We start from the raw sequence: 23,842 nt of genomic DNA, 5'->3' as shown, positions 1-23,842 counted from the left end.
CGATCGTGGAGTCGACGGGGACCGCCCGGGGCAGGTCCTCCTCGGCGCCCGCTCCCACCGCCAGCGCCCGGGGACAGCTTCCGCGCGCCCGCGGATCACCACCGTGAGCCGGAACTCGTCCGCGTGCGGGTCGGTGGCCGGGGAAGGTTCCCTGCCCGATGGCCAACGGCCGGTCCGCACCGGTGACGGCCGGTCCGCGCCGGTGACAAGGGGTGTGCTGGAATGGAACCTTCGGCTCTCGACTCACCGGATCACGTCGTCTCCGCCGCGCGCGACATGCTCATGCCCCAGTTGCGTGAGGTCGTCGGGCGGATCCCTCCGCCGCTCCACACGCCGTGTGCCTACCAGTTCGGGTTGGTCGACGCGACAGGCCAGGAAGTGGCCTATCGCGGCCCGACCTACCGGGTCGTCGCACTCGTCCTCCTGAGCGCCGGCGCCGAGGAGGACACGTGGCAGCGGGCACGGGAGGTGGCCCTCGCGTGCGCCCTGATCCATGGTTACGCCTTCATCTGCGACGACATCATCGACGGGGATCTCACCCGGCGAGGCTTTCCCTCGGTGTGGAGAACGTTCGGCACGGCGACCGCGATCCTGGCCGCGGACCTGTTGCTGACCACCGCCTTGTCCAGGCTGGCCGAGCTGGAGACACCCGCGTCCCGGGCGGCGGCAGGGCTGCTGTCCGGCGCGCTGCAAGGGGGCCTGCGCGCGCAGGCCCTGGAAGGGCAGTACGAGCAGCGCGGGGATGTCTCCCTTCAACAGGCGCTGGACGTCGTCGACGGCAAGACATCCGACTGGGTGGCGGCCTGCTGCGAAGCAGGGGCCTTGCAGGCCGGCACCGGTGCGGAGCGGGCGCCGCTCATGAGGTCCTACGGATGGCATGTCGGCCGGGTCATCCAACTGCGCGACGACGTTGTGGACGTGTTCGGGGAAAAGCGGACAGCCGCTCCGCCCAAGCGCGACGATCTCAGGACCCGCAAGAAGTCGAGCATCGTGTGCGCGGCCCTGGAGTCGGGTCACGCCCTCCAGGACGAGCTCGCCTCCTACTACCGGCGCCCGCACGGGCCGCAGGACAGCGAGATCGACCGCATGGCCGCCCTCGTCGACCAGTGCGGCGGGCGCGACTGGGCCGAGCGCCAGATCACCCGTCACCTCAGGCAGGCGCACTCCTGCGCGCACCGCGCTGCCGACGACCCGCGAGCAGCCGAGCTGATGTGCGACTACGCCGATATGTTCGCTGACCAGTCCGTGGGCGACCGGACCTTTCACGCGCCGGCCCGAGGTCAGCGCGTCGACCACGACGCCCCGCGCCGGGGGACGCACCGATCCGGAACGGGCGGGTGACCCTCCCGCCTCGGGCAGCGCAACCCGATCGCGCTTCGGGACATCGAGATCGACCGTGCACCGCCGGTGCCTCGTCTGGTCGCGAGCAGGGTCGTGGGGCCGGCCGCACCGGTCCACGCGGTCGACGGAGTCGAACCGGACATCCGCGCGGGGGAGACGCCCGGCCTCGTCGGCGAGTCGGGCTCGGGCAAGTCCACGACGCTCTACGAGATCCTCGGGCTCGGCCGGCCCGAGCGGGGCGAGGTGGAGATCCTCGGCAGGTCCACCGCGCGCCTCGGACGCGGGGAGGCCGGACGGCTGCGCTCCAGGGTGCAGATCGTCTTCCAGGACCCGCTCGCCAGCCTCGACCCGCGGATGCCCGTCGGGGACATCGTGGCGGAGCCGCTGCGCGCCCAGGGCGCGGGCCGCGCGACCGTCGCCCGGCGCATCTCCGAACTGCTCGCCCTCGTCGGCCTCGACGCGGCCCACGCCGCCCGCTTCCCGCACGAGTTCTCCGACGGTCAGGGCCAACGGATCTGCATCGCACGGGCGTTGTCCGTCGAGCCCCGGCTGCTGGTACTCGACGAGCCGGTCTCCGCGCTCGACGTGTCGATCCAGGCGGGCATACTCGGCCTGCTCCAGCAGCTGAAACACCGGCTGGGCCTCGCCTACCTCTTCGTCTCGCACGACCTGTCCGTCGTGCGGCACATCGCCGACCGGGTCAGTGTGATGCACCTCGGCGGGACCGTCGAGGCGGGCTCGGTGGCGGAGGTCTTCACCGCGCCGCGCCACCCCTACACACAGGCGCTGCTCTCCGCCGTACCGCTGCCCGACCCGCCGCGCGAACGCGCCAGGAAGCGGATCCTGCTGGCGGGCGACCCGCCGAGCCCCACGCACCGCGAGTCCGGCTGCCGCTTCCGGGGGCGCTGCCCCGTCTTCGCCGCGCTGGAAAGCGGGGACCGCGAGCCCTGCGTCAGCACCGTGCCGCCCCTCACGCCCCACGGCACGGACCAGGCGGCGGCCTGCCACCACCCCCGCGCGCGTGCGGTGCTGTGAGCGCGGCGGCTGATCCCTCCGGGGCCGGTGCGGCGGGGCGAACGGGGCTGTTAGGGTGTTCCGCATGGACCCCGTGCTGCTGACGAGTCGACGTGTGATCGACTACGCGCGCGTCGCCAGCTGCCTCTGTCACTGACGGGCAGCCCCGCGGCCACCCGGTGAGAAACGCGCCCGCCCCGCGGGCTGCCCGCCGGAACGAGGGCCGCCACCAGCGCCGTTGAATCCGGTCCGTCGGTACACACCGGCGGCCCGCGGTACGCCGGCCCCGGCGGTCCGCCTCCCCGCCGTGTCACACCGCCGCCCTGTGCTGCTCCGTTCCCGCCGCACACCACAACACCCCCGACCGCTCAGCCGCGCCCGCGGCCATCCGAAGGTATTGTCATGCCCACATCTCCAGAGAATGAACTCCCCTCCAAAGAACCGCAGTTGCCGCCGCGCCACCGGAGCCGCCGCCGCATCGTCTGGCTGGCCTCCGCCGCCGTGGTCGTGGTGGCTGCCGTCGTCGTCGGCCTGGTCCTCTCCGCGGGCGGCGGCTCCGACAGCAAAGCCGTCACCATCGGTGTCACGGACGGGTCCCAGCCGTACTGGAAGACCTACGCGTCGCTCGCCCGCAAGAAGCTCGGCATCACCGTGAAGTTCGTCAACTTCACGGACTACAGCCAGCCCAACCCGGCGCTCAAGGAGAAGCGCCTCGACCTCAACGAGTTTCAGCACATCCAGTACCTGGCGAACTACAACGTGACGGCGCACGACGACCTCCAGCCGATCGGAGCGACCGCCGTCTACCCGCTGCCGCTCTACTCGCTCAAGTACCACACACCCGCGGCGCTCCCGGCGGGCGCCAAGGTCGCGATCCCCAACGACGCGATCAACGAGGCACGGGGCCTGCTCGTGCTCCAGGCCGCCAAGCTCCTCACCCTCAAGGACGGCGGTACCGCGTTCTCCGCGACCTCGGACATCACCACCCACAAGGTCGACGTCGTCACACTGGACGCCTCCCAGACGGCGAACGCGCTGCAGAGCGGGTCGGTGGCCGCGGCCGTTGTGAACGACAACTACGCGACGAGCGCGAAGCTGCCCCGGTCGGCCGCCGTCTTCCAGGACGACCCGTCGAGCGCCATCGCCGCCCCGTACGTCAACGTCTTCGCCGCCCGCGCGGCGGACAAGGACGATCCCACGTACCGGAAGCTGGCCGCCCTCTACCAGGACCCCGCCGTCCAGAAGGGCGTGCAGAAGGCCAACAGCGGCACCGCGGTCTTCCGTACGGTGTCGCCCGAGCGGCTGCAGGCGGAGCTGGCCACCGTCGAGAAGCAGGCCAGGGCGGCGAAGAAGTAACCGTGACCGAGGGGAGGAAGCCGAGAGGAGAGAGATGACCGGCAGCGAGCCGGCCGTACGGCCGGACGAAATCCATGTCCGGCTGGAGGACGTGCGCAAGACGTTCCCCGGCACGAAGGGGCGCACCGCCCCGTTCGTCGCGCTCGACGGCGTGAGTGCGGAGATCCGCAGGGGCGAGGTCTTCGGGATCATCGGGCAGTCCGGCGCGGGCAAGAGCACACTGGTGCGGCTCGTCAACGGCCTGGAGACCCCGACCTCGGGGACGGTGCGGGTGGGCGACCTGGACCTCACCGCCCTCGGCGAGCGCGAGCGCAGGCAGGTGCGGCGCGACATCGGGATGGTGTTCCAGCAGTTCAACCTCTTCAGGTCGCGGACGGTGGCGGGCAACGTCGCCTACCCGCTGAAGGTCGCGGGGGTGGCGCGGGCCGAACGCGACCGCAGGGTCGCCGCCCTGCTGGACTTCGTGGGCCTGCTCGGACGCGCCCACGACCATCCCGAGCAGCTGTCGGGCGGGCAGAAGCAACGGGTCGGCATCGCCCGCGCCCTGGCCACCGAGCCCTCCCTGCTGCTGGTGGACGAGGCGACCAGCGCGCTCGACGCGGGCACCACCGCCGAGGTGCTCGCGCTCCTGCGGCGCGTCAACCGCACCCTCGGCGTCACCGTGGTGATGATCACGCACGAGCTGGACGTCATCCGCGCGGCCGCCGACCGGGTGGCCGTGCTCGACGCCGGCCGGATCGTCGAACAGGGCACGGTCTACGACGTGTTCGCCCGCCCGCAGACCGAGGCGGCCGCACGCCTGGTGGGCACCGCGCTGCGCGAGCGGCCCTCCGCCGCGACCCTGGCGCGGCTGCGGCAGCGGCACCCCGGGCGGATCGTCTCCGTCAGGGTGCGCGACCGCGCCGGCTTCCAGACCGACCTCGCCCGGGTCTTCCTCGACCACCAGGTGGCCGCCGAGATCGTCTTCGGAGGCATCGGCGAACTCCAGGAACGGCCCGTCGGCAGCCTGACCTTCGAACTCGTCGGCGACGGCGCCGCCGTGGACACGGCACTCGCGCAGCTGCGCGCCGACGGGTTCGACCTGACCGAGGAGGATTCCTGACGTGCACGAGTTCGTCGCCAACCTGTCGGTCTACCGGGAGGCGATCCGGCAGACCTTCTACATCGTGCTCATCTCCGTCGCCGCGGGCGGTGTGCTCGGACTCGCGCTCGGCCTGCTGCTGTACGCGACGAGGCCGGGGAACCTGTTCGGCAACCGCGCGGTCTTCGTCGTGGCCAACATCGTCGTGAACGTGGTGCGGCCGGTGCCGTTCGTGATCTTCCTGACGGCCATCCAGCCGCTCATGCTGCACACCATCGGCACCACGATCGGCACCAACGCGGTCACCTTCGCACTGTCCCTCGCGGCGGCCTTCGCCGTGAGCCGCATCGTCGAACAGAGCATGCTGACAGTGGACCCCGGGGTGGTCGAGGCGGCCAGGGCGGCCGGCGCGCGGCGGCTCGGCATCCTGGTGACCGTCCTGGTACCCGAGGCGCTCGGCCCGATCATCCTCGGCTACACGTTCATCTTCGTCGCGGTGGTCGACATGTCCGCCCAGGCCGGCCTGTTCGGCGGCGGCGGGCTCGGGGACTTCGCGATCACCTACGGCTCCCAGCGGTACAACTGGCCCATCGTGTACATCACCGTCGCCACGATCGTGGTGATCGTCCAGGCAGGCCAGTTCCTCGGCAACTGGCTCGCCCGACGCGCCCTGCGCCGCTGAGCCCCTACCCGCTGGTGCCGGGGCCGCCCCGGTCGTCCGGGGCGAGGCGGCCGAGGAGCGCGAGCAGCGTCGTGCGCTCGGCGGCCGTGAGCGGGGCGAAGCACTCGGCGAGCACCTCGTCGGCGACGCGGTGCCCGGCCGCGAGGACCCGACTGCCCGCAGGGGTGAGGTGGTGGCCGAGCGCGCGGCCGCGGCCCGCCCTGCGCTCGATCAGGCCCCGTGCGGTTAGCCGCCCCGCGAGCGTCCCGAACGCCTGCTCGCTCTGGAACGTGGCGGCGGCGAGCGCCCGCCCCGAGGCCCCGGGCGAACGGCCGACCGCGCGCAGCGCGTCCCACTGCGCGAGCGTCGTGCCGACGCCCGCCAGCGCGGTGTCGAGCGCACGGTGCTGCCGGTACTGGACCTGCTTGACGGCTCTGCCGAGGATCTGGAGTTCGCCGGGCATGGCCCCATCCTAGCCCATGACTAAGCTTGTTTATATCAACATGCTTAGTTACTGTGCTCCGCATGACGGCTTCCGGCACGCACTCCCCGTACGACGACCTCGACCTCACCCTCGCCGAAGCGGGCGGGGGACGGCCCGTGCTCCTCCTGCACGGCGGCGGGGGACCCGCCACCGTCGCGGGCCTCGCACACCACCTGGCGCGCACCGGACACGTCCTCGCGCCCGTACACCCCGGCTGGAACGGCACCCCGCGCCCGGCGCGGATATCCGGCGTGACCGACCTCGCCGACGCCTACCTCCGCCTCCTCGCCGACCGCCGGCTGCGCGACGTGCTCGTCGTGGGCTCCTCGCTCGGCGGCTGGATCGCCGCGGAGATGGCGCTGCGCGACACCGCTGGAGCCCTCACCGGCCTCGTCCTCATCGACGGTGTCGGCGTCCACGTCGAGGGCGAGCCCGTCCTCGGCGTGGACGGTCTCGACCCGCGCGAGTTCGCCGCGCGCGCCTGGCACGACCCGAGCCGTGCCCTGTTCGATCCCACCACGACGAGCGCTGAGCAACGCGCCGCGCAGCAGGCGAACATGGCCACCCTGCGGGCCGTCGCACCCGTCATGCACGACCCGCGGCTGCTGCCGCGCCTACGCGAAGTACGGGTGCCCGCGCTGGTGGTGTGGGGGGAGAGCGACCGGGTCGCGACCCCCGCCTACGGCAGGGCGTACGCCGCGGGGTTCGCCGACGCGGAGTTCGCCGCCGTCCCCGAGGCGGGTCACCTTCCCCAGGTCGAACAGCCGGACGCCGTCCATGCACTGATCGACGCCTATGCCCGCCGTACCGCGACAGCCGCGCGAGCCGGTCGCGCAGGCACCGCCTGACCCGGGCGCCCGCGGCGCCGGTCGCGCTGTCAGCTCCAGAGCGTCACATGGATGGCGGGGCGGAAGCGGCCCGCGGTCACGCCCGCGCCGCGCAGCATCGCCTGCGTGGCACGCGGCGTGGTGACGAAGCGGGCCAGCTCCGCCGCGGCGGGCGGCGCGTCGCGCTCCGTGAGAGCCAGCAGGTTCCACGAGCCTCGCGCGGGCAGCGAAGGACCCGTCACCTGTTTGAGGGACCCGTCGGCGAGGTCCTTCGACACGGCGAACGCCACACCGAGGGCGATCCCCCCGCCGTGCTTGGCCTCCTCGACCGCCGCGGTATGGCTCTGGAAGATCCGCTGCTGCTCCTCCGGGACGCCGATCCGGCGCAGGATCGCGGGCACCATGCCGAGCCTGCCCACGGCGGAGGGGCCGAGCAGCCAGTTCTGGGCCCGCAGATCGGCCGTCCCGAGGCGGCGCCCGGCGAACGGATGATCCGGCGAGACGACCGCGAACACCTGGTAGTTGAGGAACGCCGTGCAGGTCAGCGACGAGTCGACCGTGGCCGGCGGCGGGCCCATGGCCACGTCCACCGCGCGCGAGGACAGCAGCCGCGCGAAGTCCTGGGGATTCTGCACGCTCAACTCGACGTCCAGGTCGTCCGCGCGGCTCGCGAACAGTTCGAGCAGGCCGGGCGCCGCGTACTCGGCGAACAGGCTCGACGCGGCGACCCGCAGCAGCCTGCGCCCGCCGCCGGCCTGGCTGACCTCAAGGATCGTCTGGTTCTGCAGGCCCAGCATCTCGGCGGCCCTGCTGGCGAGCCGCAGACCCCCCGGGGTGAAAGCGAGACCGCTCGCCGTCCGCGCGAACAGCCGGTCGCCGAGCTCCTTGCGCAGATGCGCGACATGCATCGATACCGCGGCCTCCGAGACGTCCAGATCGGCCGCGGCAGCCTTCACCGATCCGCCGCGTACGGTCGCAAGGAAAGCCCGCAGTTGCGCCGGGGTCACGCTGCCTCCACCGAAAGATCGTCCCGGCCCCAAGCTATCCCAACGGCGCCCGGAACGGCTACAGATCGCGACGCGGCGGTCCCTGAGGGTACGGCCGCAGGGCGTGCCGGGTCAGACGGCGCGCCGGTCCCTGCGCGGCGGCGCACACGCCCGTCCGCAGACCTCGTCGAACACCGTGCGCAGCGAGGCGAACGTGGCGGCGGGCAGCAGCGCGTCACAGTACGGCAGCGCCGCGGCCATGGTCGTGGTGCGCGGCGCGAAACCGGGAGCCGACGCCCGCGGATTGAGCCACACCACCTGGTGGGCACGTCTGCGCACCCGCGCCATCGTGCCCGCGAGCAGCTCCGGCGCGTCCCCGTCCCACCCGTCCGAGGCGACGATCACCACAGCGCCGCGCAGCAGGCCGCCGTGGTGCGAGGCGAGCAGGGAGCGCAGACACGTCGCGATGCGCGTACCGCCGAAGCGGTCCACGACCTTCGCCGACGCCTCCGCCACCGCGACCTCGGCCGACCGGTGCGCGAGCACCGTGGTCAGCCGGGTCAGCGATGTCGCGAAGGCGAAGACCTCGGCGTCGGCCGCGAGCGTCAACGCCCGCATCAGATGGAGGTACGCCACCGCCTGTGGCTGCATCGAGCGGCTCACGTCGCACACCATCACCACGCGCCGCGGCTTGGCCACGGGACCCGCGCGCACCAGCCGCACCGGCTCCCACCCCGTGCGCCGCGAGCGGGCCATCGTGGGGCGCAGCAGCACCCGCGGGCCGCCGCGCCGCGCGGAGAAGCGCCGCGAACGCCGCGTCGGCCAGGTGCGCAGCGCCGCCTCTAGCCACCGCCCGAGCAGCGCAGCCTCGGCCGCTCCCAGCTGCTCGAAGGGCGTGTCGAGCAGTCCCGCGACGGCCGTGGGGAGCCGCTCGGGCACCGCCACGACCTGGTCGTCCGCCGCGTCGGCCGCGGTCACCGAAGGCGGCAGCGTCAGCCACGGCAGTCCCGCGCCCTCCTGTTCCTCCCGTTCACCACCGGGCACCGAGGCGTAGGTGTCGTCCTGCCCGCCGCCCGCGGCGCCCAGGCCGTCGCGCCGCGCGTGCGGGTCGAGGGAGAGCATGGCGTCGCCGAACACCGCCTCGAAGACGTCGTCGAACTCCGCGAGGCCGTCGTGGTCGCGGATCAGGCAGACCCGCGCCGTCCAGTAGAGCGTCGTACGGGTGAGCTCGGCTACGGTTCCGAGGGCGCGCACCAGGTCGCCCGCCGCGGTCAGTCCGACCCGCACCCCGCGTGCCCGCAGCCGGCCCGCCAGCGCCATGGCGAAGGCGGCCCGGTCGACCGCGGGCAGCAGGGAGGGGGCCTGGCGGATCACCGGACGACGAAGTAGATGATCACACCGACAACCACGGCTCCCGCGACGCCGGCCGGGATGAGGCGCTTGTACACGGAGCTGCCCGCGAGGCCCATCAGGTCGAGGGCCTCCGGCTCCTCGCCCTGGTCGAAGCTGCGCGAGGCGGCCGCCCCTGAGCCGGCGTCCGCCGTGGCGGCGGAACCGGCGGGCGCCGCGGACTCCGGCTGCGGTGCGGTGTGCTCCGGCTCGCTCGCGGGCGCGTCCTGTGCCGGCCGCGCCGACGCCGCGGCCCCGTTGACGTGCGGGACCTCTTGGGCCGGAGGGGTCTCCGCCCAGCTCTGCGACGGCGCGGAGAGCCGCCCCGTGTCCCCCGCGGCGGACACCGCTCCCGTACGGGCAGGCGTCTGCTCGCGGGCAGGCGCCGCGGAGGCCGTCGGGGCCGGGGCGCTTGAGCCGCCCGCCGATCCCGCGGCGGCGCTCCCGCCGCCCCCGGACGCCGGGGTGTCCGACGCGCCGCTGCCCGTCTCCTCGGCGCCGGGCGTGTGCAGGCGTTCCTCCAGGTTGCGTACGAACTGGCCGAGCAGCTTCTCCGAGATCTCCTTGATCATGCCGCTGCCGAACTGGGCCAGCTTGCCGGTGATGTTGAGGTCGGTGAGCACGGCCACGGCCGTGCTGTCGCCCTCGGGAGTCAGCTGGAGGTCGATCGTCGCGGACGCGTTGCCCGCGCCCCGCGAGTCCTTGCCCTTCGCGCTGACGACCGCATGGTGGGCGGCCTCGTCCTTCTCGACGAAGTGGGCCGTGCCGGCGAACTGGCTGATCACCGGCCCGACCTTGACCTTCACCTTGCCCTTGTAGACATCGCCCTCCACACCGGTGAGCTGGGCCCCCGGCATGCACGGGGCGAGCCCCTCCAGGTCTGTCAGGGCCTCCCACGCCCTGTCGACGGGGACACTGACCGCGAACGCGTTCTCGATCTTCATTGCTTCGTCGCTTCCTCTCTGTGCGGCTCGTCGTGGCCGGCCTGCCCCGGACAGCCGAGATCGTCCAGCGCTTCGGTGATCGTGACGTGGTCGTCGGGGCTCTTGGCGATGGTGCTGAGCGTGCGCACCACATCGGCCCGCACCAGCCGGGTGACCTGGAGCGCCGTGAGCGCGGACACCCAGTCGATGGTCTCGGCCATACCGGGCGCCTTGTCGAGGTCCAGCGTGCGCACCCGGCCGATGAACGCGGCGGCCGAGGCGATCAGCGGCTCGCCCGCGCCGGGCACCGCGCGGCGCAGGATCTCCGTCGCGCGCTCGGGGCTCGGGAAGTCGATCCAGTGGTACAGGCAGCGGCGGCGCAGCGCGTCGTGCAGCTCCCGGCTGCGGTTGGACGTCAGGACCACCACCGGCGGCACGGCCGCGGTGAACGTCCCCAGTTCGGGGACGGTGATGGAGTTCTCGCCGAGGAATTCGAGGAGCAGTGCCTCGAACTCGTCGTCGGCCCGGTCGATCTCGTCGATCAGGAGCACCGGCGGCACCGGGCCGCGGTGGCGGACCGCCCGCAGCAGCGGCCGGTCCTGCAGGTACTCCTCCGTGAACAGGTCGGCGTCGCTCAGCTGCTCCCGGCGCGCCTCGGTGAGGCGGATCGAGAGCAGCTGGCGCTGGTAGTTCCACTCGTAGAGCGCCTCCGTGGCCGTCAGGCCCTCGTAGCACTGGAGGCGGATCAGCGGGGTGTCGAGCGCCATGGCGAGCGAGGTGGCGGAACTCGTCTTGCCGACACCCGGCTCGCCCTCGACGAGCAGCGGCCGGCGGAGTGCCGTGGCGAGGAAGAACGCGGTGGCCGTGCCCTCGTCCACCAGGTGGCCGACGGCGTCGAGCCGCTCACGCACTTCACCCGCGTCGCGGAACAGCGGACTCACCGGCCCACCTCCGCGACGAGAGCCCGGTAGTCGTCCCAGGTGTCCACGTCCCGCGGCACGGGCAGGTCCACCGGGTGCTCGACCACCGGGAAGCGACCGGAGTCCAGCAGTCTCCACACGGCCTTGTCGCCGTGCAGCGCGGCCAGGTCCCCGAACAGCTCACGGCCGAACCAGAGCGGGTGGCCAGGACCGTCCCGGTAGCGGCACAGGCCCGCGGGCCGGCCCGCGACGGCGCCGAGCAGCCCCGCCACGTCCTCGGGCCGCACCCCCGGCTGGTCGCCGAGGAGCAGCACGACGCCATCGGCCCGCGGGTCGACCCGGCCCATCGCGGCGGTGACGGACGCGCCGCACCCGTCGCCGTGCCGCTCCACGTCGAACTGCTCGGCGCCCGAGGTGTCGACCTTGTCCCGTACGGCGTCGGCGGAGCCGCCGAGGGGCAGGAGGAGCTGGTCGAAGCGGCAGGCGCGCGCGGTGGCGAGCGCCGCGTCCAGCAGGGTGGCCCCGCGCAGCGGCAGCAGCTGCTTGGGCTGCCCGAGCCGCCGAGAACTGCCCGCGGCCAGGAGGATGCCGGTGACGAACACGCCTAGTCCACCAGTCCTTCCGCGTAGTGCTTCCTGCAGTGGGGCGAGCAGAACCAGACGTCGGTCCCGTCGGCGGACAGGTGCGGGGTGTCCGGCATCACGGTCACCGTCATCCCGCACACCGGGTCCTCCGCCTGGCGGGGCAGCGCCTGCGCGGTCGGCTCCGCGGCGTCCTCCGCAGGGCCCCGCGCTCTCGGCCCGGCGCCGGACGCGGCACCGGCCGCCCCGGTGGGAGACCCCGGGGCAGCGGCGCCGGAGCGCACCGACGCCACGACCCCGGCCAGGATCGACAGCGCGATCTCCGGGGCCGTTCTCGCCCCGATGTCGATGCCCGCGGGCGTGACGACCCGCGCCCGCTCCGCCTCGTCGAGGTCCAGCTCGTCCAGGACGGCCGCGCCCCTGCGGTGGCTCGCCACCAGGGCGACATGGGGCACGCCCGCGTCCAGCGCGGCCCTGATCGACTCCTCCTCGTCCCGGCCGTGCCCCGCCACGACGACCGCCGCGGTGTTCTCGGAGACCGAGGCGGGCAGCGAACGCGCCGTCGCGTAGCCGAGCACTCCGGCGAGCGCCACCACCGCGTCCGCCACCGGGGTGTGCCCGACGACCTCGATCAGCGGCGGCGGCAGCACCGGCCTGAGGAAGATCTCCAACGCCCCTCCGGACAGACAGGGGTTGACCACCACTCGGGCCCCGGGCGACTCCGGGAAGGCGGTCTCGCCCTCGGGCAGCACCCGCAGCAGCAGCGGCCCCCCGTCGCTCAGCGCGCCGAGGGCGGCCGTGCGCACGGAGCCCTCGGCGCACACCCCGCCGACGAAGCCGTCGATGGTGCCGTCCTCGTACACGATGGCCTCGTCGCCCGGGTGCGCCGAGGTGGGCACCTGGGCCCGCACCACCGTCGCGTGCACGAACGGCACGCGCCGCGCCGCGAGGTCGAGCACCCGCTCGCTCACCGTCCTCGACACGGGTGTCACGGACGTCGACATCACCGCGGCCACCTCCTCAAGGTCCCCACGCTCCACACTCTCCTCGACGCCTTCACCGGACTCGACCCGACCGCACCGCCCGTCAGATCGGCGGAGTGGCCTGCCCGTTCATGGCCTCCCACACCCGGGACGGGGTCAAGGGCATGTCGGCGTGCCGCACGTTATACGGCTTGAGCGCGTCGACCACCGCGTTGACCACGGCGGGCGGCGAGCCGACCGTCGCGGACTCACCCACGCCCTTCGCCCCGATGGGGTGGTGCGGGGACGGCGTGACGGTGAACCCGGTCTCCCAGTCGGGCACTTCGAGCGCCGTCGGGATCAGGTAGTCCATCAGCGAACCGCCCAGGCAGTTCCCGTCCTCGTCGAACGAGATCATCTCCATCAGCGCCATCCCGACGCCGTCGGTGAGTCCGCCGTGCACCTGGCCCTCGATGATCATCGGGTTGATGCGCGTACCGCAGTCGTCCACCGCGACGAACCTGCGGACCTTCACCACGGCCGTACCCGGGTCGATGTCCACGACGCAGATGTACGCGCCGTGCGGATACGTCAGATTCTCCGGGTTGTAGCAGATCTGCGCCTCAAGGCCGCCCTCGATGCCCTCCGGCAGGTCCGCCGCGCCGTGCGCCCGCATCGCGATGTCCTGGATGGTGACGGACGCCGTCGGGTCGCCCGTGACGTGGAAGGACCCCTTCGACCATTCGAGGTCGGCGACGGAGACCTCCAGCATGCCGGAGGCGATGATCTTGGCCTTGTCCCTGACCTTCCGTGCGACCAGGGCGGCGGCCGCGCCGGAGACCGGGGTCGAGCGGCTGCCGTACGTGCCGAGCCCGAAGGGCGTCTGGTCGGTATCGCCGTGCACCACGTCGATGTCCTCGGGCGGGATGCCCAGCTCCTCGGCGACGATCTGCGCGAACGTCGTCTCGTGCCCCTGCCCCTGCGACTGCACGGACAGCCGCACGACGGCCTTGCCCGTGGGGTGGACGCGCAGCTCGCAGCCGTCGGCCATGCCGAGCCCGAGGATGTCCATGTCCTTGCGCGGGCCCGCGCCCACCGCCTCGGTGAAGAACGCGACACCGATGCCCATGAGTTCGCCGCGTGCGCGCTTCTCGGCCTGCTCGGCCCGCAGCTGGTCGTAACCGACCAGCTCGGTCGCGAGCTTCATGGTCGGCTCGTAGTCGCCCGAGTCGTACACCCAGCCGGTCTTGGTCTTGTACGGGAACTGCTCGGGCCGGATGAAGTTCTTCATCCGGAGGGCCACCGGGTCCATGTCCAGGTCGTAGGCGAGGACGTTGACCATCCGCTCGACCAGGTACACCGCCTCGGTGATGCGGAACGAGCAGGCGTACGCCACGCCGCCCGGTGCCTTGTTGGTGTAGACGGCCGTCATCTTGCAGTGCGCGGCCTCGATGTCGTAGCTGCCGGTGAACACGCCGAAGAAGCCGGCCGGGTACTTCACCGGCGCCGCCGTTCCGTTGAACGCGCCGTGGTCGGCGAGGACATGGGTGCGGATCGCGAGGATGCGGCCGTCGGACGTGGCGGCGATCTCCCCGCGCATCACGTAGTCGCGCGCGAAACCGGTGCTCGTCAGGTTCTCCGAGCGGTCCTCCATCCACTTCACCGGCTTGCCGAGCAGCAGCGAGCCGACGATCGCGCACACGTACCCCGGGTAGATGGGCACCTTGTTGCCGAAGCCGCCGCCGATGTCCGGGGAGATCACCCGGATCTTGTGCTCCGGCAGTCCCGCCACGATCGCGTACAGGGTGCGGTGCGCGTGCGGGGCCTGGGTGGTGGACCACAGGGTGAGCCGGCCGTCCACCGCGTCGTAGTCGGCCACCGCGCCGCACGTCTCCATCGGCGCTGGGTGCACCCGCGGATAGACGATGTCCTCGCTGACGACCACGTCCGCCCTGGCGAACACCGCGTCGGTGGCGTCGGCGTCGCCGGTCTCCCAGTCGAAGCAGTGGTTGTCGCTCTTGCCCTCGATGTCGTCGCGGATCACCGGCGCGTCGGGCGAGAGTGCCGTGCGCACGTCGACCACCGGGTCGAGCGGCTCGTACTCGATGTCGATGAGCTCCAGCGCGTCGCGCGCCGCGTAGCGGTCCTCCGCGACGACGAACGCGACCTCCTGGCCCTGGAAGCGCACCTTGTCGGTGGCAAGCACGGCCTGCACGTCGTTGGAGAGCGTCGGCATCCACGCCAGGTTCTTCTCGGCCAGCATCGCGCCGGTCACGACGAGTTTCACCTTCGGGTGCGCCTCGGCCAGGCTGGTGTCGACGGAGACGATCCGCGCGTGCGCCATCGGCGAGCGCAGGATCGCCAGGTGCAGCATGCCGGGCAGCTGTACGTCGTCGACGTAGCGCCCCTTGCCGCGTACGAAGCGCGGGTCCTCCTTGCGGAGCATCCGGCCGTGGCCGACCGGCTTGCGGTCGTTGTCCTCGAAATCGGTGACGGTGCTGTGCTGCGTGACGGTCGTCATGACGTGCTCCCCGACGCGGCCGCTGATGTGGTCGCCGGCTCGCCGGCGGGTGCCGCGCCCGCCTCGTCCGACGTGACGCTCCTTCGGGTACCCGCCTCTTCGGCGGCGGCCCACTGCACCGAACGCACGATGGTGGCGTAACCGGTGCACCGGCAGATCTGACCGGAGATCGCCTCGCGGATCTCCTCCTCCGACGGGTGCGGGGTGCGGTCGAGCAGGGCACGCGCCGTCATCATCATGCCGGGCGTGCAGAACCCGCACTGGAGTCCGTGGCACTCCATGAACCCGCGCTGCACGGGGTCGAGTTCGCCGTCCTGTTCGAGCCCCTCGACCGTGCGCACGTCGTGCCCGCCGGCCATCGCGGCCAGCACCGTACAGGACTTGACGGGCTCGCCGTCCAGCCACACGGTGCAGGTGCCGCAGTTGCTGGTGTCGCACCCCCAGTGGGTGCCGGTCAGGGCGAGGTGGTCGCGCAGGAAGTGGACGAGCAGGAGCCGTCCCTCGATGTCCCGGGTGACCTCTTCGCCGTTGACGGTCATGGTGACCTGCATGATCACACTCCCTGTCCGTTGACGGGCGCCGTCGCGGCGCCGATCCTCTCGACCGACGTGCGCAACACCCGCGCGGTCAACTCCCGTGCCAGATGGCGCTTGTATGCGGCGCTGCCCCTGCGGTCGGTGACCGGGTCGGCGGCCTCCGCGGCGATCTCGCCCGCCCGCGCGTACAACTCCTCCGACGGCGGGCGGCCACGCAGCTCCTCGGCGATGCCGGGGATGCCCGCGGTGTTCGGACCGACCGCGGCGAGGCCCACGCGGGCGTCCGTGACCAGCCCGTCCTCCAGCCAGACCGCCGCGCCCGCGGAGACGACCGCCCAGTCGCCTGCGCGCCGCTCCACCTTCTCGTAGGCGCTGGAACCACCGGGCCTGATGGGGAAGCGGACCTCCGTCAGCATCTCCGCGTCCCCGACCGCCGTCTCGTAGGGGCCGCGGTGGAAGTCGGTCATGGAGACGACGCGCTCGCCGTCCTGCCCGCGGATGACGCAGGACGCGTCGAGGGTGGTGCACACGGCCGACAGGTCCTCGGAGGGGTCGGCCTGGCACAGCGAACCGCCGAGCGTGCCGCGGTTGCGCACCACGGGGTCGGCGATGACGCGCTCCGCGTCCCGGAAGATCGGGAAGGCCGCGGCCAGTTCCTCGGACTCCAGCAGCTCGCGGTGGCGGGTGAGCGCGCCGATACGGATCTGCCCCGGCTCCACGACGATGTAGCCCAGTTCCTCGTGCAGATCATTGATGTCGATCAGATATTCGAAATTAGCCAGGCGCAGCTTCATCATGGGCAGCAGGCTGTGCCCGCCTGCCACCAGGCGGGCGGTGTCGCCCAGCCTCTCCAGCAGCCCGACCGCCTGGTCGACACTGCTGACGCGCTGGTACTCGAACGGTGCGGGAACCTGCATGCGTGACTCCCTGGGTGATGGGTCGTGGGCACATTGGGCTCCTCCCCGCCGTTCAAAGTCAACAGTGAGTTAAGAGAGTGCTTAACTCGTCTGAAACGCTCTGACCTGCCACCTTGTCGCCGCGCTCCGGAGTTAAGGGAACGCTTAAGCCGGTGTTGACCTTCGACCGCGGCCGTTTGCATGCTCATACCGTGGAGCGGCCCGGGGGCCGCCATGGCCGCTGCCCGGAAGGAGCGGACGCCGCCGGGCGCGGCGCGGCTCAAAACCGGGACGGGAGAGGAGCACGCGTGTGGGACATCGCGAACGGCATCGCTTCCTGGCAGGCGGCGGACACCCCCTTCGCGCTGGCCACCGTCGTCGGGACGTGGAAGTCGGCCCCCCGCAGGCCGGGCGCCTCGATGGCGGTCTCCGCCGACGGTGACGTGGTCGGCAGCGTCTCGGGCGGCTGTGTCGAGGGCGCCGTCTACGAGCTGGCCAAAGAGGTCATCGAGACCGGGACGCCCGCACTGACGACCTACGGCATCAGCGACGACGACGCCTTCGAGGTCGGACTGACCTGCGGCGGCATCATCGACATCTATGTGCGGCCGGCGGGCGGCGCACACCACCCGCACCTGCCGCAGGTCCTCGACGCGGTCCGCGCCTCCCGGCCCGTCGCGGTCGCCTCCGTGATCTCGGGCGAGCCGCCCCGCGAGCGCGACCTGGTCGTCACCCTTGACGGCACGGCGGGCACCCTCGGCGACGGGCGCCTCGACACCGCCGTGGCAGAACGCGCGCGCGGCCTGCTGGCGCGGGGTGAGAGCGCCGTCGTGCGCATGGGCCGGCACGGCGAGCAACTGGACGAGGACGTCTCCGTGTTCGTGCACTCCTTCGCGCCGCCGCCGCGGCTGCTCGTCTTCGGCGCGATCGACTTCGCGGGCGCGGTGGCCCGGATCGGCAAGTTCCTCGGCTACCACGTCACGGTCTGCGACGCACGGCCCGTCTTCGCCACGCACAAGCGCTTCCCCGACGCGGACGAACTGGTGGTCTCCTGGCCCCACGAGTATCTGGAGAGCACCACCGTCGACGAGAGCACCGTCATCTGCGTGCTCACCCACGACCCCAAGTTCGACGTGCCGCTGCTTGAGCGTGCCCTGCGCACGCCCGCCTGCTACGTCGGTGCCATGGGCAGCCGCCGCACCCACGAGGACCGGCTGGAGAGACTCCGCGAGATCGGTGTCGACGAGAGCGCGCTGCGCCGCCTGGCCTCGCCGATCGGTCTCGACCTCGGGGCCAGGACCCCCGAGGAGACCGCCGTCGCGATCATGGCCGAGATCATCGCGCTCCAGTGGGGCGGCACGGGCCGGCGCCTCACCGAGACCACCCCGCAGCCCATCCACCACTGAACCGCCGCGCGGCACTTCGGGTCTCCGCGGTCGCTCACGCCCGCCCCCGGCGCATCGCGCCGGGGGACTAGCCTGTGCGCAGCGACAAGGCGGAGGATGATCATGACGTACGGCCCCAAGCGCCAGGTGGACACGAGCAGGCCGCATCCCGCACGGGTCTACGACTGGCTGCTCGGCGGCAAGGACAATTACGAGGTGGACCGGCACGTCGGCAGGGAACTCCCCGCCGACGGAAGGGATTCTGCCCGGCAGAACCGCGCCTTCATGATCCGGGCCGTCTCCTGGCTCGCGGAGTCCGGCACGGACCAGTTCCTCGACATCGGCACCGGCATCCCCACGGAGCCCAACCTCCACCAGGTCGTCCAGCGGATCAGGCCCTCGGCCCGGATCGTCTACACCGACAACGACCCCATCGTGCTGCGGCACGCGGAGGCACTGCTCGTCAGCACCCCCGAGGGCACGACCGACTACGTCGAGGCGGACGTACGCGACCCCGAGTACATCATCGAACACGCCGGCCGCAGCCTGGACTTCGGCCGGCCGATCGCGCTCTCCCTCATCGCCCTGATGCACTTCGTCCCCGACGAGGAGGCGTACGGCATCGTGCGCACCCTGGTCGACGCGCTGCCCTCGGGCAGTCATCTGGCCCTGTCGAACGCGTCGTCGGACCTGCGGCCCGAGCGCGCGGCCCGCATCACCGCGCAGTACGCGCAGGCGGGCATCGAGCTCGCCTTCCGCACCCGTGACGGCGTGGCACGCTTCTTCGAAGGACTCGACCTCGTCGAGCCCGGACTCGTCACCGCACCCCGCTGGTACCGCGGCGCCGCCCCCGAGCGGGAGGACAGCACGATCTACGCGGCCGTGGCCCGCGTCCCCTGACCCGACCGGCGGGCTGCCGGGGCGGAGCGGCGCGGGCGCACTGGCGGCGGGCGCGCCGTGCGGCGCGGCTCAGAGCCGCAGGTGGGCGCTGAGCTGCTCGGACGTCGGCCCCGGCGGCAGCGTCCTGGTGCCGTCCGGGCGCAGCCCGTCGAGGAAGACACGCACATGCCGGGAGGCGAGCGCGGCCGCCTGGTCCGCGGGCAGGAGGGGCAGCGGCCGGCAGGCGAGGACGGCCGCGGTGATCAGGTCGACGGGGGTGACGTCCGCCCTGACGGTCCCCTGGGCGCGGGCGTGGGCGAGGAGTTCGGCCAGCGCGGGGGCGATCTCCCGCTGTACTTCGAGTGCCTCGGGCGAGTCGGTGGAAGGGCCGCCGATCAGCGGGAGCACGAGTTCGTCCCGTGCTTCGATCGCCCTCAGCAGGAAGTCCTCAAGAGCGCCGAGCGCATCCTGCGGGGCTCTGTCGCGTGCGTCGCGCGCGGCCCCGAGCACCAGGGTGAACCCGTCGATCAGGACCTGCGCGACCAGGGCGTCGCGGTCGGGGAAGCGCCGGTAGAGCGTGGCGATGTTCACCCCGGCGCGGCGCGCGATCTCCTCCATGGGGACGGCGGTGCCCCGTTCGCGAAAGGCGGCCCTTGCGGCCCGGAGGATCTGCGCGCGGTTGCGGGCCGCGTCGGCGCGCAGCGGTGCCCGCCCGTCCGCCTCCGCTCTGTGTGCACTCACTCCGGGTCCGTCCCTTCCCGCCTCTGCCGCCCCGTTCTCGCGCCCGACGGCTTCGCTCCCCGGGCACGGCCGAGCGTACGGGAGATTCCCGCGGACTAAGTGAAGGATTTACTGCACTTGGCCTACGATGGGCGCACAACGCCTACCGAGGGCGCCCGGCAGGCGCGGCCCCCCGGGCGCCCCTGTCCCGGTCCCCGGACCCCGCAGAGTGGAGAACCTCGTGCGCGAGACACGTTTCGAAGGCAAGACGGCGGTCGTCACCGGCGGCAGCCGCGGCATCGGCGCGGCCGTCGCCCGGCGCCTGGCGGCCGAGGGCGCGTCGGTGGTGATCGGCTACCGCGGCAGCGAGCAGGCGGCCGGCGCGCTCGTCGACGAACTGGCCTCGGCCGGAGGACGGGCGACGGCAGTGCGGGCCGACGTGGCCGACCACGAGCAGACCGGGGTGCTGTTCGAGCGCGCGGAGGCGGAGTTCGGCCGACTCGACGTCCTCGCCTCGTGCGCGGGCATCGAGCACTTCGGCGCGCTGGAGACCATCACGCCCGAGGACTTCGACCGGGTCTTCGCCGTCAACACGCGCGGCCAGCTGTCCGCCGTCCAGCACGCCGTCCCCCGCATGCGGGAAGGCGGCCGGATCGTGCTGACCTCGTCGGTGAGCGCGTCGAAGTCCGTCTTCCACCACACCCTGTACGCGGCGAGCAAGGCGGCCGTCGAGGCGATGGCGCTCAACCTCTCCGCCGAGCTCGGGCAGAAGGGTATCGCCGTCAACGCCATCGCCCCGGGCGGCACCGCCACGGACATGGCCGCGGAGAACGCGGCCCACTACGTCCACCCCGGGCTCGCCGCCACCCAGGACACGGCCCGGTGGCTCGACACCGCCATCGCGCTGCGGCGGCTCGCCGAACCCGACGAGATCGCCGCCGCGTACGCCTTCCTCGCCTCCGAGGACGCGGCCTACATGACGGGCCGTACGCTCCAAATCGACGGCGGCATGTTCTGAGGCACAGCCGGCGCGGCGGAAGGCGCCCGACGGGCGGTCCGCCGCGTCAGGCGCCTCCCCGGGCGTCCCGCCCCGGACGCGACGTCGCGGAGACGGCCTAGAACAGCCCCAGCTTCTTCGGGGAGTAGGACACCAGCAGGTTCTTCGTCTGCTGGTAGTGCTCCAGCATCATGCGGTGGTTCTCGCGCCCGATGCCCGACTGCTTGTAGCCGCCGAAGGCCGCGTGCGCGGGGTAGAGGTGGTAGCAGTTGGTCCAGACGCGGCCCGCCTGGATGGCGCGGCCCGCGCGGTAGGCGGTGGCGCCGTCGCGGGTCCACACGCCCGCCCCGAGGCCGTACAGGGTGTCGTTGGCCGTCTTGATCGCGTCGTCGAAGTCGGCGAACGGCGTCACCGCGAGGACCGGACCGAAGATCTCCTCCTGGAAGATCCGCATGCGGTTGTCGCCCTCGAAGACCGTCGGCTGGACATAGTAGCCACCCGCCATGTCCCCGCCGAACTCGGCCCGTTCACCGCCCGTGAGCACCTTCGCGCCCTCCTGCCGGCCGATGTCCAGATACGAGAGGATCTTCTGGAGCTGGTCGTTGGAGGCCTGCGCGCCGATCATCGTCTCCGTGTCGAGCGGGTGCCCGGGGACGATCTGCTCCGTGCGGGCCACGCCCGCCTCCAGGAACTCGCCGTAGTGACCGCGCTGGATCAGCGCGCGCGACGGGCAGGTGCACACCTCGCCCTGGTTGAGCGCGAACAGCGTGAAGCCCTCAAGCGCCTTGTCGCGGAAGTCGTCGTCCGCCGCCGACACGTCGTCGAAGAAGAGGTTGGGGCTCTTGCCGCCGAGCTCCAGGGTGACCGGTTTGATGTTCTCCGAGGCGTACTGCATGATCAGCCGCCCGGTCGTGGTCTCCCCGGTGAAGGCCACCTTGGCGACCCGCGGGCTCGACGCGAGCGGCTTGCCCGCCTCCACGCCGAAGCCGTTGACGATGTTGAGGACGCCCGGTGGCAGCAGGTCCGCCACCAGGCTCATCCACAGGTGGATCGACGCGGGCGTCTGCTCGGCCGGCTTGAGGACGACTGCGTTGCCCGCGGCGAGCGCCGGAGCCAGCTTCCATGTCGCCATCAGGAGCGGGAAGTTCCACGGGATGATCTGCGCCACCACGCCGAGCGGCTCGTGGAAGTGGTAGGCGACGGTGTCGTCGTCCAGCTCGCTCACCGACCCCTCCTGGGCGCGCAGCGCGCCCGCGAAGTACCGGAAGTGGTCGATCGCCAGCGGGACGTCGGCGGCCAGTGTCTCCCGCACGGGCTTGCCGTTCTCCCAGCTCTCGGCGACCGCGAGCTCCTCCAGGTGGGCCTCCATCCGGTCGGCGATCCGGTGCAGCGCGAGCGCCCGGTCGGCGGCCGACGTCGCGGCCCAGCGGTGCGCGGCCCCGTGCGCCGCGTCGAGCGCCCGCTCCACGTCCTCCGCGGTGCCGCGTGCCACCTCCGTGAAGGGCTGCCCGTTGACCGGGCTCGGGTTCTCGAAGTAGCCGCCGCGCGCGGGCGCTACGTACTCCCCGCCGATCCAGTGGTCGTAGCGGGGCTGGTAGGAGACGACAGCGCCTTCGCTGCCGGGGTTGGCGTAGCGGGTCATCGCGGAGACCTCCCGGTGTCCGTGCCGTCCGCCGTCGGGCGGCACGGATCCGAGGTTAGGGACCGCTACGTTGCAACCGGGTTGCGAGCGGGCCGGGGCGGATTGCGCGTCAACGCGCCGCGGCCTGATCCGACATGATCATGTCGGCGCACTTCTCGCCGATCATCATGGTGGTGATGCACGGGTTCACCGCGGGCAGGAAGGGCATCACCGAGGCGTCCGCCACCCGCAGGCCGCTGACGCCCTTCACCCGCAGCCGCGGGTCGAGCGGCGAGTCGGGGTCCGAGGGCGCGCCCATCCGCACCGTGCCCGCGGGGTGGTACACGGTGTTGTGCGTCTCCTTGATGTACGCAAAGAGCTCGTCGTCGCTCTGCGCCTCGGGCCCCGGGGCCAGTTCGGCGCCCGTCCACTCGGCGAGCGGAGCCTGCGCCGCGATCGTGCGCGCGAGCCGCAGCCCGTGTGTCATGACCCGGACGTCGTGCTCGTGGGTGAAGTAGCGCGGGTCGACCTTCGGCTTGTCCCGGAAGTCCCGGGTGCGCAGCCGGACCGTGCCCGTCGAGCGGGCCCTGGTCACGTTGGGCGTCAGGCAGAACGCGTTGTCGGTGGTCGGGTAGCCGCGCCGGTACGTGTTGAGGTCGAACGGCACGGAACCGTAGTGGAACATCAGGTCCGGCCGGTCGAGGCCCTCCTCAGTGCTGGTGAAGATGCCGATCTCCCACCACTGGGTGGACGAGGTCACCATGGGGCGCTTGGCCTCCCACATGATCACGCCCTCCGGGTGGTCCTGGAGGTGCGAGCCGACGCCGGGGGAGTCGACCCGTACCTCGACCCCCGACTCCCGCAGGTGCTCGGCAGGGCCGATGCCCGAGAGCATCAGCAGCTTCGGCGCGTCGATGGCACCGCAGCACACGACGACCTCCCGGCGCGCCAGCACCCGGCCGCGGTGCACGGTGTCGGGCAGCAGGAACTCGGCGCCGGTGCAGCGCCCGCCGTCGAACAGCAGCCGGGTCGCCTGGAGTCCGGTGCGGACCTCCAGGTTGGGCCGCTTGCCGAGGATCGGGTGCAGATAGGACACGGAGGCCGAGGAACGGGTGCCGTCCTCCCGCGCGTTGATCTGGAACCAGTTCGCGCCGTGCGTCACCGTGGTGCCGGTGTTGAACGGGGTGGTGGGGATGCCCGCTTCCGCGCAGGCCGCGAGCAGGGCCCTCCCGCAGGGGTCGGCGGGCGGCACGGTACGGATGGTGACGGGGCCCGAGCGGCCGTGGTGGTCGCCGGGCGCGTCGTTGGTCTCCAGGCGCCGGTACAGCGGGAAGCAGTCCGCCGCGCTCCAGCCCGAACAGCCCAGCGCACCCCACTCGTCCAGGTCCTCTGCGGGCGCCCAGAAGGCGATGCACGAGTTGTGCGAGGAGCAGCCGCCGAGCACCTTGGCACGCGCGTGGCGCATGAAGCTGTTGCCGGACTCCTGCGGCTCGACGGGGTAGTCCCAGTCGTAGCCGGACTCCAGCAGGGCCATCCACCGGTCGAGTCGGAGGATGTTGTCGTCCCCGACGTCCGACGGTCCGGCTTCCACGACGCACACGGTCACATCGGGGTCCTCGCTGAGCCGGGCGGCCACGACGGCACCCGCTGTGCCGCCGCCGACCACCAGGTAGTCGTAGACGGGCACGGAGGAGTCGGCGGGCGAGTCGGCGGACTGAGCGGGCATCACTGCTCCAGGGGTGAGGGAATGTACGGGGAAGGG

21 protein-coding genes and 1 pseudogene are annotated in these 23,842 nt (G+C 72.3%); 9 read left to right on the top strand and 13 right to left on the bottom strand.

All coding sequences use genetic code 11. The features are described 5' to 3' along the window. The first annotated feature begins 222 nt into the window (after positions 1-222). From ABEA77_RS04370 to ABEA77_RS04350, 5 genes and pseudogenes are all read left to right on the top strand, one after another. A complete protein-coding gene (locus ABEA77_RS04370; RefSeq protein ID WP_345641392.1) occupies positions 223-1,341 on the top strand; it encodes a polyprenyl synthetase family protein in 1,119 nt (372 codons plus the stop codon). Between the two features lie 111 nt (positions 1,342-1,452). Beyond that, positions 1,453-2,376, top strand: a pseudogene (locus ABEA77_RS04365) (ABC transporter ATP-binding protein); the annotation flags it as partial. A gap of 381 nt (positions 2,377-2,757) precedes the next feature. Beyond that, complete coding sequence (locus ABEA77_RS04360) at positions 2,758-3,711, top strand: MetQ/NlpA family ABC transporter substrate-binding protein (protein ID WP_345641389.1); 954 nt, start codon at positions 2,758-2,760, stop codon at positions 3,709-3,711. 34 nt (positions 3,712-3,745) lie between these two features. After that, complete coding sequence (locus tag ABEA77_RS04355) at positions 3,746-4,813, top strand: methionine ABC transporter ATP-binding protein (protein ID WP_345641386.1); 1,068 nt, start codon at positions 3,746-3,748, stop codon at positions 4,811-4,813. A gap of 1 nt (position 4,814) precedes the next feature. Beyond that, positions 4,815-5,474 (top strand): ABC transporter permease subunit, encoded by a 660-nt coding sequence (locus tag ABEA77_RS04350; protein WP_345641383.1) that lies wholly within the window; start codon positions 4,815-4,817, stop codon positions 5,472-5,474. 4 nt (positions 5,475-5,478) lie between these two features. On the opposite strand, the gene ABEA77_RS04345 is transcribed toward ABEA77_RS04350, so the two are convergent. Then, complete coding sequence (locus ABEA77_RS04345; RefSeq protein ID WP_345641380.1) at positions 5,479-5,916, bottom strand: MarR family winged helix-turn-helix transcriptional regulator; 438 nt, start codon at positions 5,914-5,916, stop codon at positions 5,479-5,481. Positions 5,917-5,978: 62 nt separating this feature from the next. Here ABEA77_RS04345 and ABEA77_RS04340 point away from each other — a divergent pair, with 62 nt between their 5' ends. Then, positions 5,979-6,785: an alpha/beta fold hydrolase gene (locus ABEA77_RS04340; protein ID WP_345641377.1), complete on the top strand. Its 807-nt coding sequence runs from the start codon at positions 5,979-5,981 to the stop codon at positions 6,783-6,785. A 29-nt stretch (positions 6,786-6,814) separates the two neighbouring features. Here ABEA77_RS04340 and ABEA77_RS04335 read toward each other — a convergent pair whose 3' ends face one another. The 9 genes from ABEA77_RS04335 to ABEA77_RS04295 form a co-directional block, all read right to left on the bottom strand. Beyond that, the gene (locus ABEA77_RS04335) at positions 6,815-7,771 is read right to left on the bottom strand and encodes a LysR family transcriptional regulator (RefSeq protein ID WP_345641374.1); all 957 of its coding nucleotides are present in this window, start codon (positions 7,769-7,771) and stop codon (positions 6,815-6,817) included. Between the two features lie 111 nt (positions 7,772-7,882). After that, positions 7,883-9,124, bottom strand: coding sequence for a vWA domain-containing protein (locus ABEA77_RS04330; protein WP_345641371.1), 1,242 nt, complete (start codon positions 9,122-9,124; stop codon positions 7,883-7,885). Next, positions 9,121-10,083, bottom strand: a complete 963-nt coding sequence (locus ABEA77_RS04325) for an SRPBCC family protein (RefSeq protein ID WP_345641368.1) — start codon at positions 10,081-10,083, stop codon at positions 9,121-9,123. Before ABEA77_RS04325 ends, ABEA77_RS04330 begins: the two co-directional genes overlap by 4 nt. Then, entirely contained in the window at positions 10,080-11,003 is a 924-nt protein-coding gene (locus ABEA77_RS04320; protein ID WP_345641365.1) for an AAA family ATPase, read from the bottom strand. Before ABEA77_RS04320 ends, ABEA77_RS04325 begins: the two co-directional genes overlap by 4 nt. Further along, on the bottom strand, positions 11,000-11,584 hold the full coding sequence (locus ABEA77_RS04315; RefSeq protein WP_345641362.1) for a nucleotidyltransferase family protein: 585 nt from the start codon (positions 11,582-11,584) through the stop codon (positions 11,000-11,002). Before ABEA77_RS04315 ends, ABEA77_RS04320 begins: the two co-directional genes overlap by 4 nt. A 2-nt stretch (positions 11,585-11,586) precedes the next feature. Next, on the bottom strand, positions 11,587-12,567 hold the full coding sequence (locus ABEA77_RS04310; RefSeq protein WP_425588194.1) for an XdhC family protein: 981 nt from the start codon (positions 12,565-12,567) through the stop codon (positions 11,587-11,589). Positions 12,568-12,649: 82 nt separating this feature from the next. Continuing rightward, positions 12,650-15,046: an aerobic carbon-monoxide dehydrogenase large subunit gene (locus ABEA77_RS04305; protein ID WP_345641357.1), complete on the bottom strand. Its 2,397-nt coding sequence runs from the start codon at positions 15,044-15,046 to the stop codon at positions 12,650-12,652. Next, positions 15,043-15,597 carry a (2Fe-2S)-binding protein gene (locus ABEA77_RS04300; RefSeq protein WP_345641354.1) on the bottom strand — a complete coding sequence of 185 codons (555 nt, stop codon included), beginning with the start codon at positions 15,595-15,597 and terminating at the stop codon, positions 15,043-15,045. Before ABEA77_RS04300 ends, ABEA77_RS04305 begins: the two co-directional genes overlap by 4 nt. A 2-nt stretch (positions 15,598-15,599) precedes the next feature. Beyond that, the gene (locus ABEA77_RS04295; RefSeq protein WP_345641352.1) at positions 15,600-16,499 is read right to left on the bottom strand and encodes an FAD binding domain-containing protein; all 900 of its coding nucleotides are present in this window, start codon (positions 16,497-16,499) and stop codon (positions 15,600-15,602) included. Between the two features lie 287 nt (positions 16,500-16,786). Here ABEA77_RS04295 and ABEA77_RS04290 point away from each other — a divergent pair, with 287 nt between their 5' ends. Together ABEA77_RS04290 and ABEA77_RS04285 are read left to right on the top strand one after the other, a co-directional pair. Beyond that, positions 16,787-17,884 (top strand): XdhC family protein, encoded by a 1,098-nt coding sequence (locus ABEA77_RS04290; RefSeq protein ID WP_345641350.1) that lies wholly within the window; start codon positions 16,787-16,789, stop codon positions 17,882-17,884. Positions 17,885-17,986: 102 nt separating this feature from the next. Continuing rightward, complete coding sequence (locus tag ABEA77_RS04285) at positions 17,987-18,763, top strand: SAM-dependent methyltransferase (protein ID WP_345641347.1); 777 nt, start codon at positions 17,987-17,989, stop codon at positions 18,761-18,763. A 69-nt stretch (positions 18,764-18,832) separates the two neighbouring features. Here the strand turns inward: ABEA77_RS04285 and ABEA77_RS04280 are convergent, their stop codons facing one another. Beyond that, positions 18,833-19,483, bottom strand: coding sequence for a TetR/AcrR family transcriptional regulator (locus tag ABEA77_RS04280; RefSeq protein WP_345641344.1), 651 nt, complete (start codon positions 19,481-19,483; stop codon positions 18,833-18,835). 220 nt (positions 19,484-19,703) lie between these two features. Between ABEA77_RS04280 and ABEA77_RS04275 the strand changes: the two genes are divergently transcribed. Then, complete coding sequence (locus tag ABEA77_RS04275; RefSeq protein ID WP_345641341.1) at positions 19,704-20,480, top strand: SDR family NAD(P)-dependent oxidoreductase; 777 nt, start codon at positions 19,704-19,706, stop codon at positions 20,478-20,480. A gap of 97 nt (positions 20,481-20,577) precedes the next feature. On the opposite strand, the gene exaC is transcribed toward ABEA77_RS04275, so the two are convergent. Further along, positions 20,578-22,101: an acetaldehyde dehydrogenase ExaC gene (gene exaC, locus ABEA77_RS04270; RefSeq protein WP_345641651.1), complete on the bottom strand. Its 1,524-nt coding sequence runs from the start codon at positions 22,099-22,101 to the stop codon at positions 20,578-20,580. Positions 22,102-22,210: 109 nt separating this feature from the next. Then, a complete protein-coding gene (locus tag ABEA77_RS04265; RefSeq protein ID WP_345641339.1) occupies positions 22,211-23,806 on the bottom strand; it encodes a GMC family oxidoreductase in 1,596 nt (531 codons plus the stop codon). Positions 23,807-23,842: the final 36 nt, after the last annotated feature.

It is taken from the genome of Streptomyces tremellae (genome assembly GCF_039540215.1).
In the GTDB taxonomy this organism is placed as follows: domain Bacteria; phylum Actinomycetota; class Actinomycetes; order Streptomycetales; family Streptomycetaceae; genus Streptomyces; species Streptomyces tremellae.
Note: the sequence above shows the minus strand (reverse complement) of the source record. Positions and strands in the feature narration are given on the sequence as shown.

Bases quoted from the DNA above. Each gene is read 5' to 3' on its own strand.
- ABEA77_RS04370 (WP_345641392.1), top strand. From the start codon at position 223: ATGGAACCTTCGGCTCTCGACTCACCGGATCACGTCGTCTCCGCCGCG.
- ABEA77_RS04360 (WP_345641389.1), top strand. From the start codon at position 2,758: ATGCCCACATCTCCAGAGAATGAACTCCCCTCCAAAGAACCGCAGTTG.
- ABEA77_RS04355 (WP_345641386.1), top strand. From the start codon at position 3,746: ATGACCGGCAGCGAGCCGGCCGTACGGCCGGACGAAATCCATGTCCGG.
- ABEA77_RS04345 (WP_345641380.1), bottom strand. From the start codon at position 5,916: ATGCCCGGCGAACTCCAGATCCTCGGCAGAGCCGTCAAGCAGGTCCAG.
- ABEA77_RS04340 (WP_345641377.1), top strand. From the start codon at position 5,979: ATGACGGCTTCCGGCACGCACTCCCCGTACGACGACCTCGACCTCACC.
- ABEA77_RS04325 (WP_345641368.1), bottom strand. From the start codon at position 10,083: ATGAAGATCGAGAACGCGTTCGCGGTCAGTGTCCCCGTCGACAGGGCG.
- ABEA77_RS04310 (WP_425588194.1), bottom strand. From the start codon at position 12,567: ATGTCGACGTCCGTGACACCCGTGTCGAGGACGGTGAGCGAGCGGGTG.
- ABEA77_RS04305 (WP_345641357.1), bottom strand. From the start codon at position 15,046: ATGACGACCGTCACGCAGCACAGCACCGTCACCGATTTCGAGGACAAC.
- ABEA77_RS04300 (WP_345641354.1), bottom strand. From the start codon at position 15,597: ATGCAGGTCACCATGACCGTCAACGGCGAAGAGGTCACCCGGGACATC.
- ABEA77_RS04295 (WP_345641352.1), bottom strand. From the start codon at position 16,499: ATGCAGGTTCCCGCACCGTTCGAGTACCAGCGCGTCAGCAGTGTCGAC.
- ABEA77_RS04285 (WP_345641347.1), top strand. From the start codon at position 17,987: ATGACGTACGGCCCCAAGCGCCAGGTGGACACGAGCAGGCCGCATCCC.
- exaC (WP_345641651.1), bottom strand. From the start codon at position 22,101: ATGACCCGCTACGCCAACCCCGGCAGCGAAGGCGCTGTCGTCTCCTAC.
- ABEA77_RS04265 (WP_345641339.1), bottom strand. From the start codon at position 23,806: ATGCCCGCTCAGTCCGCCGACTCGCCCGCCGACTCCTCCGTGCCCGTC.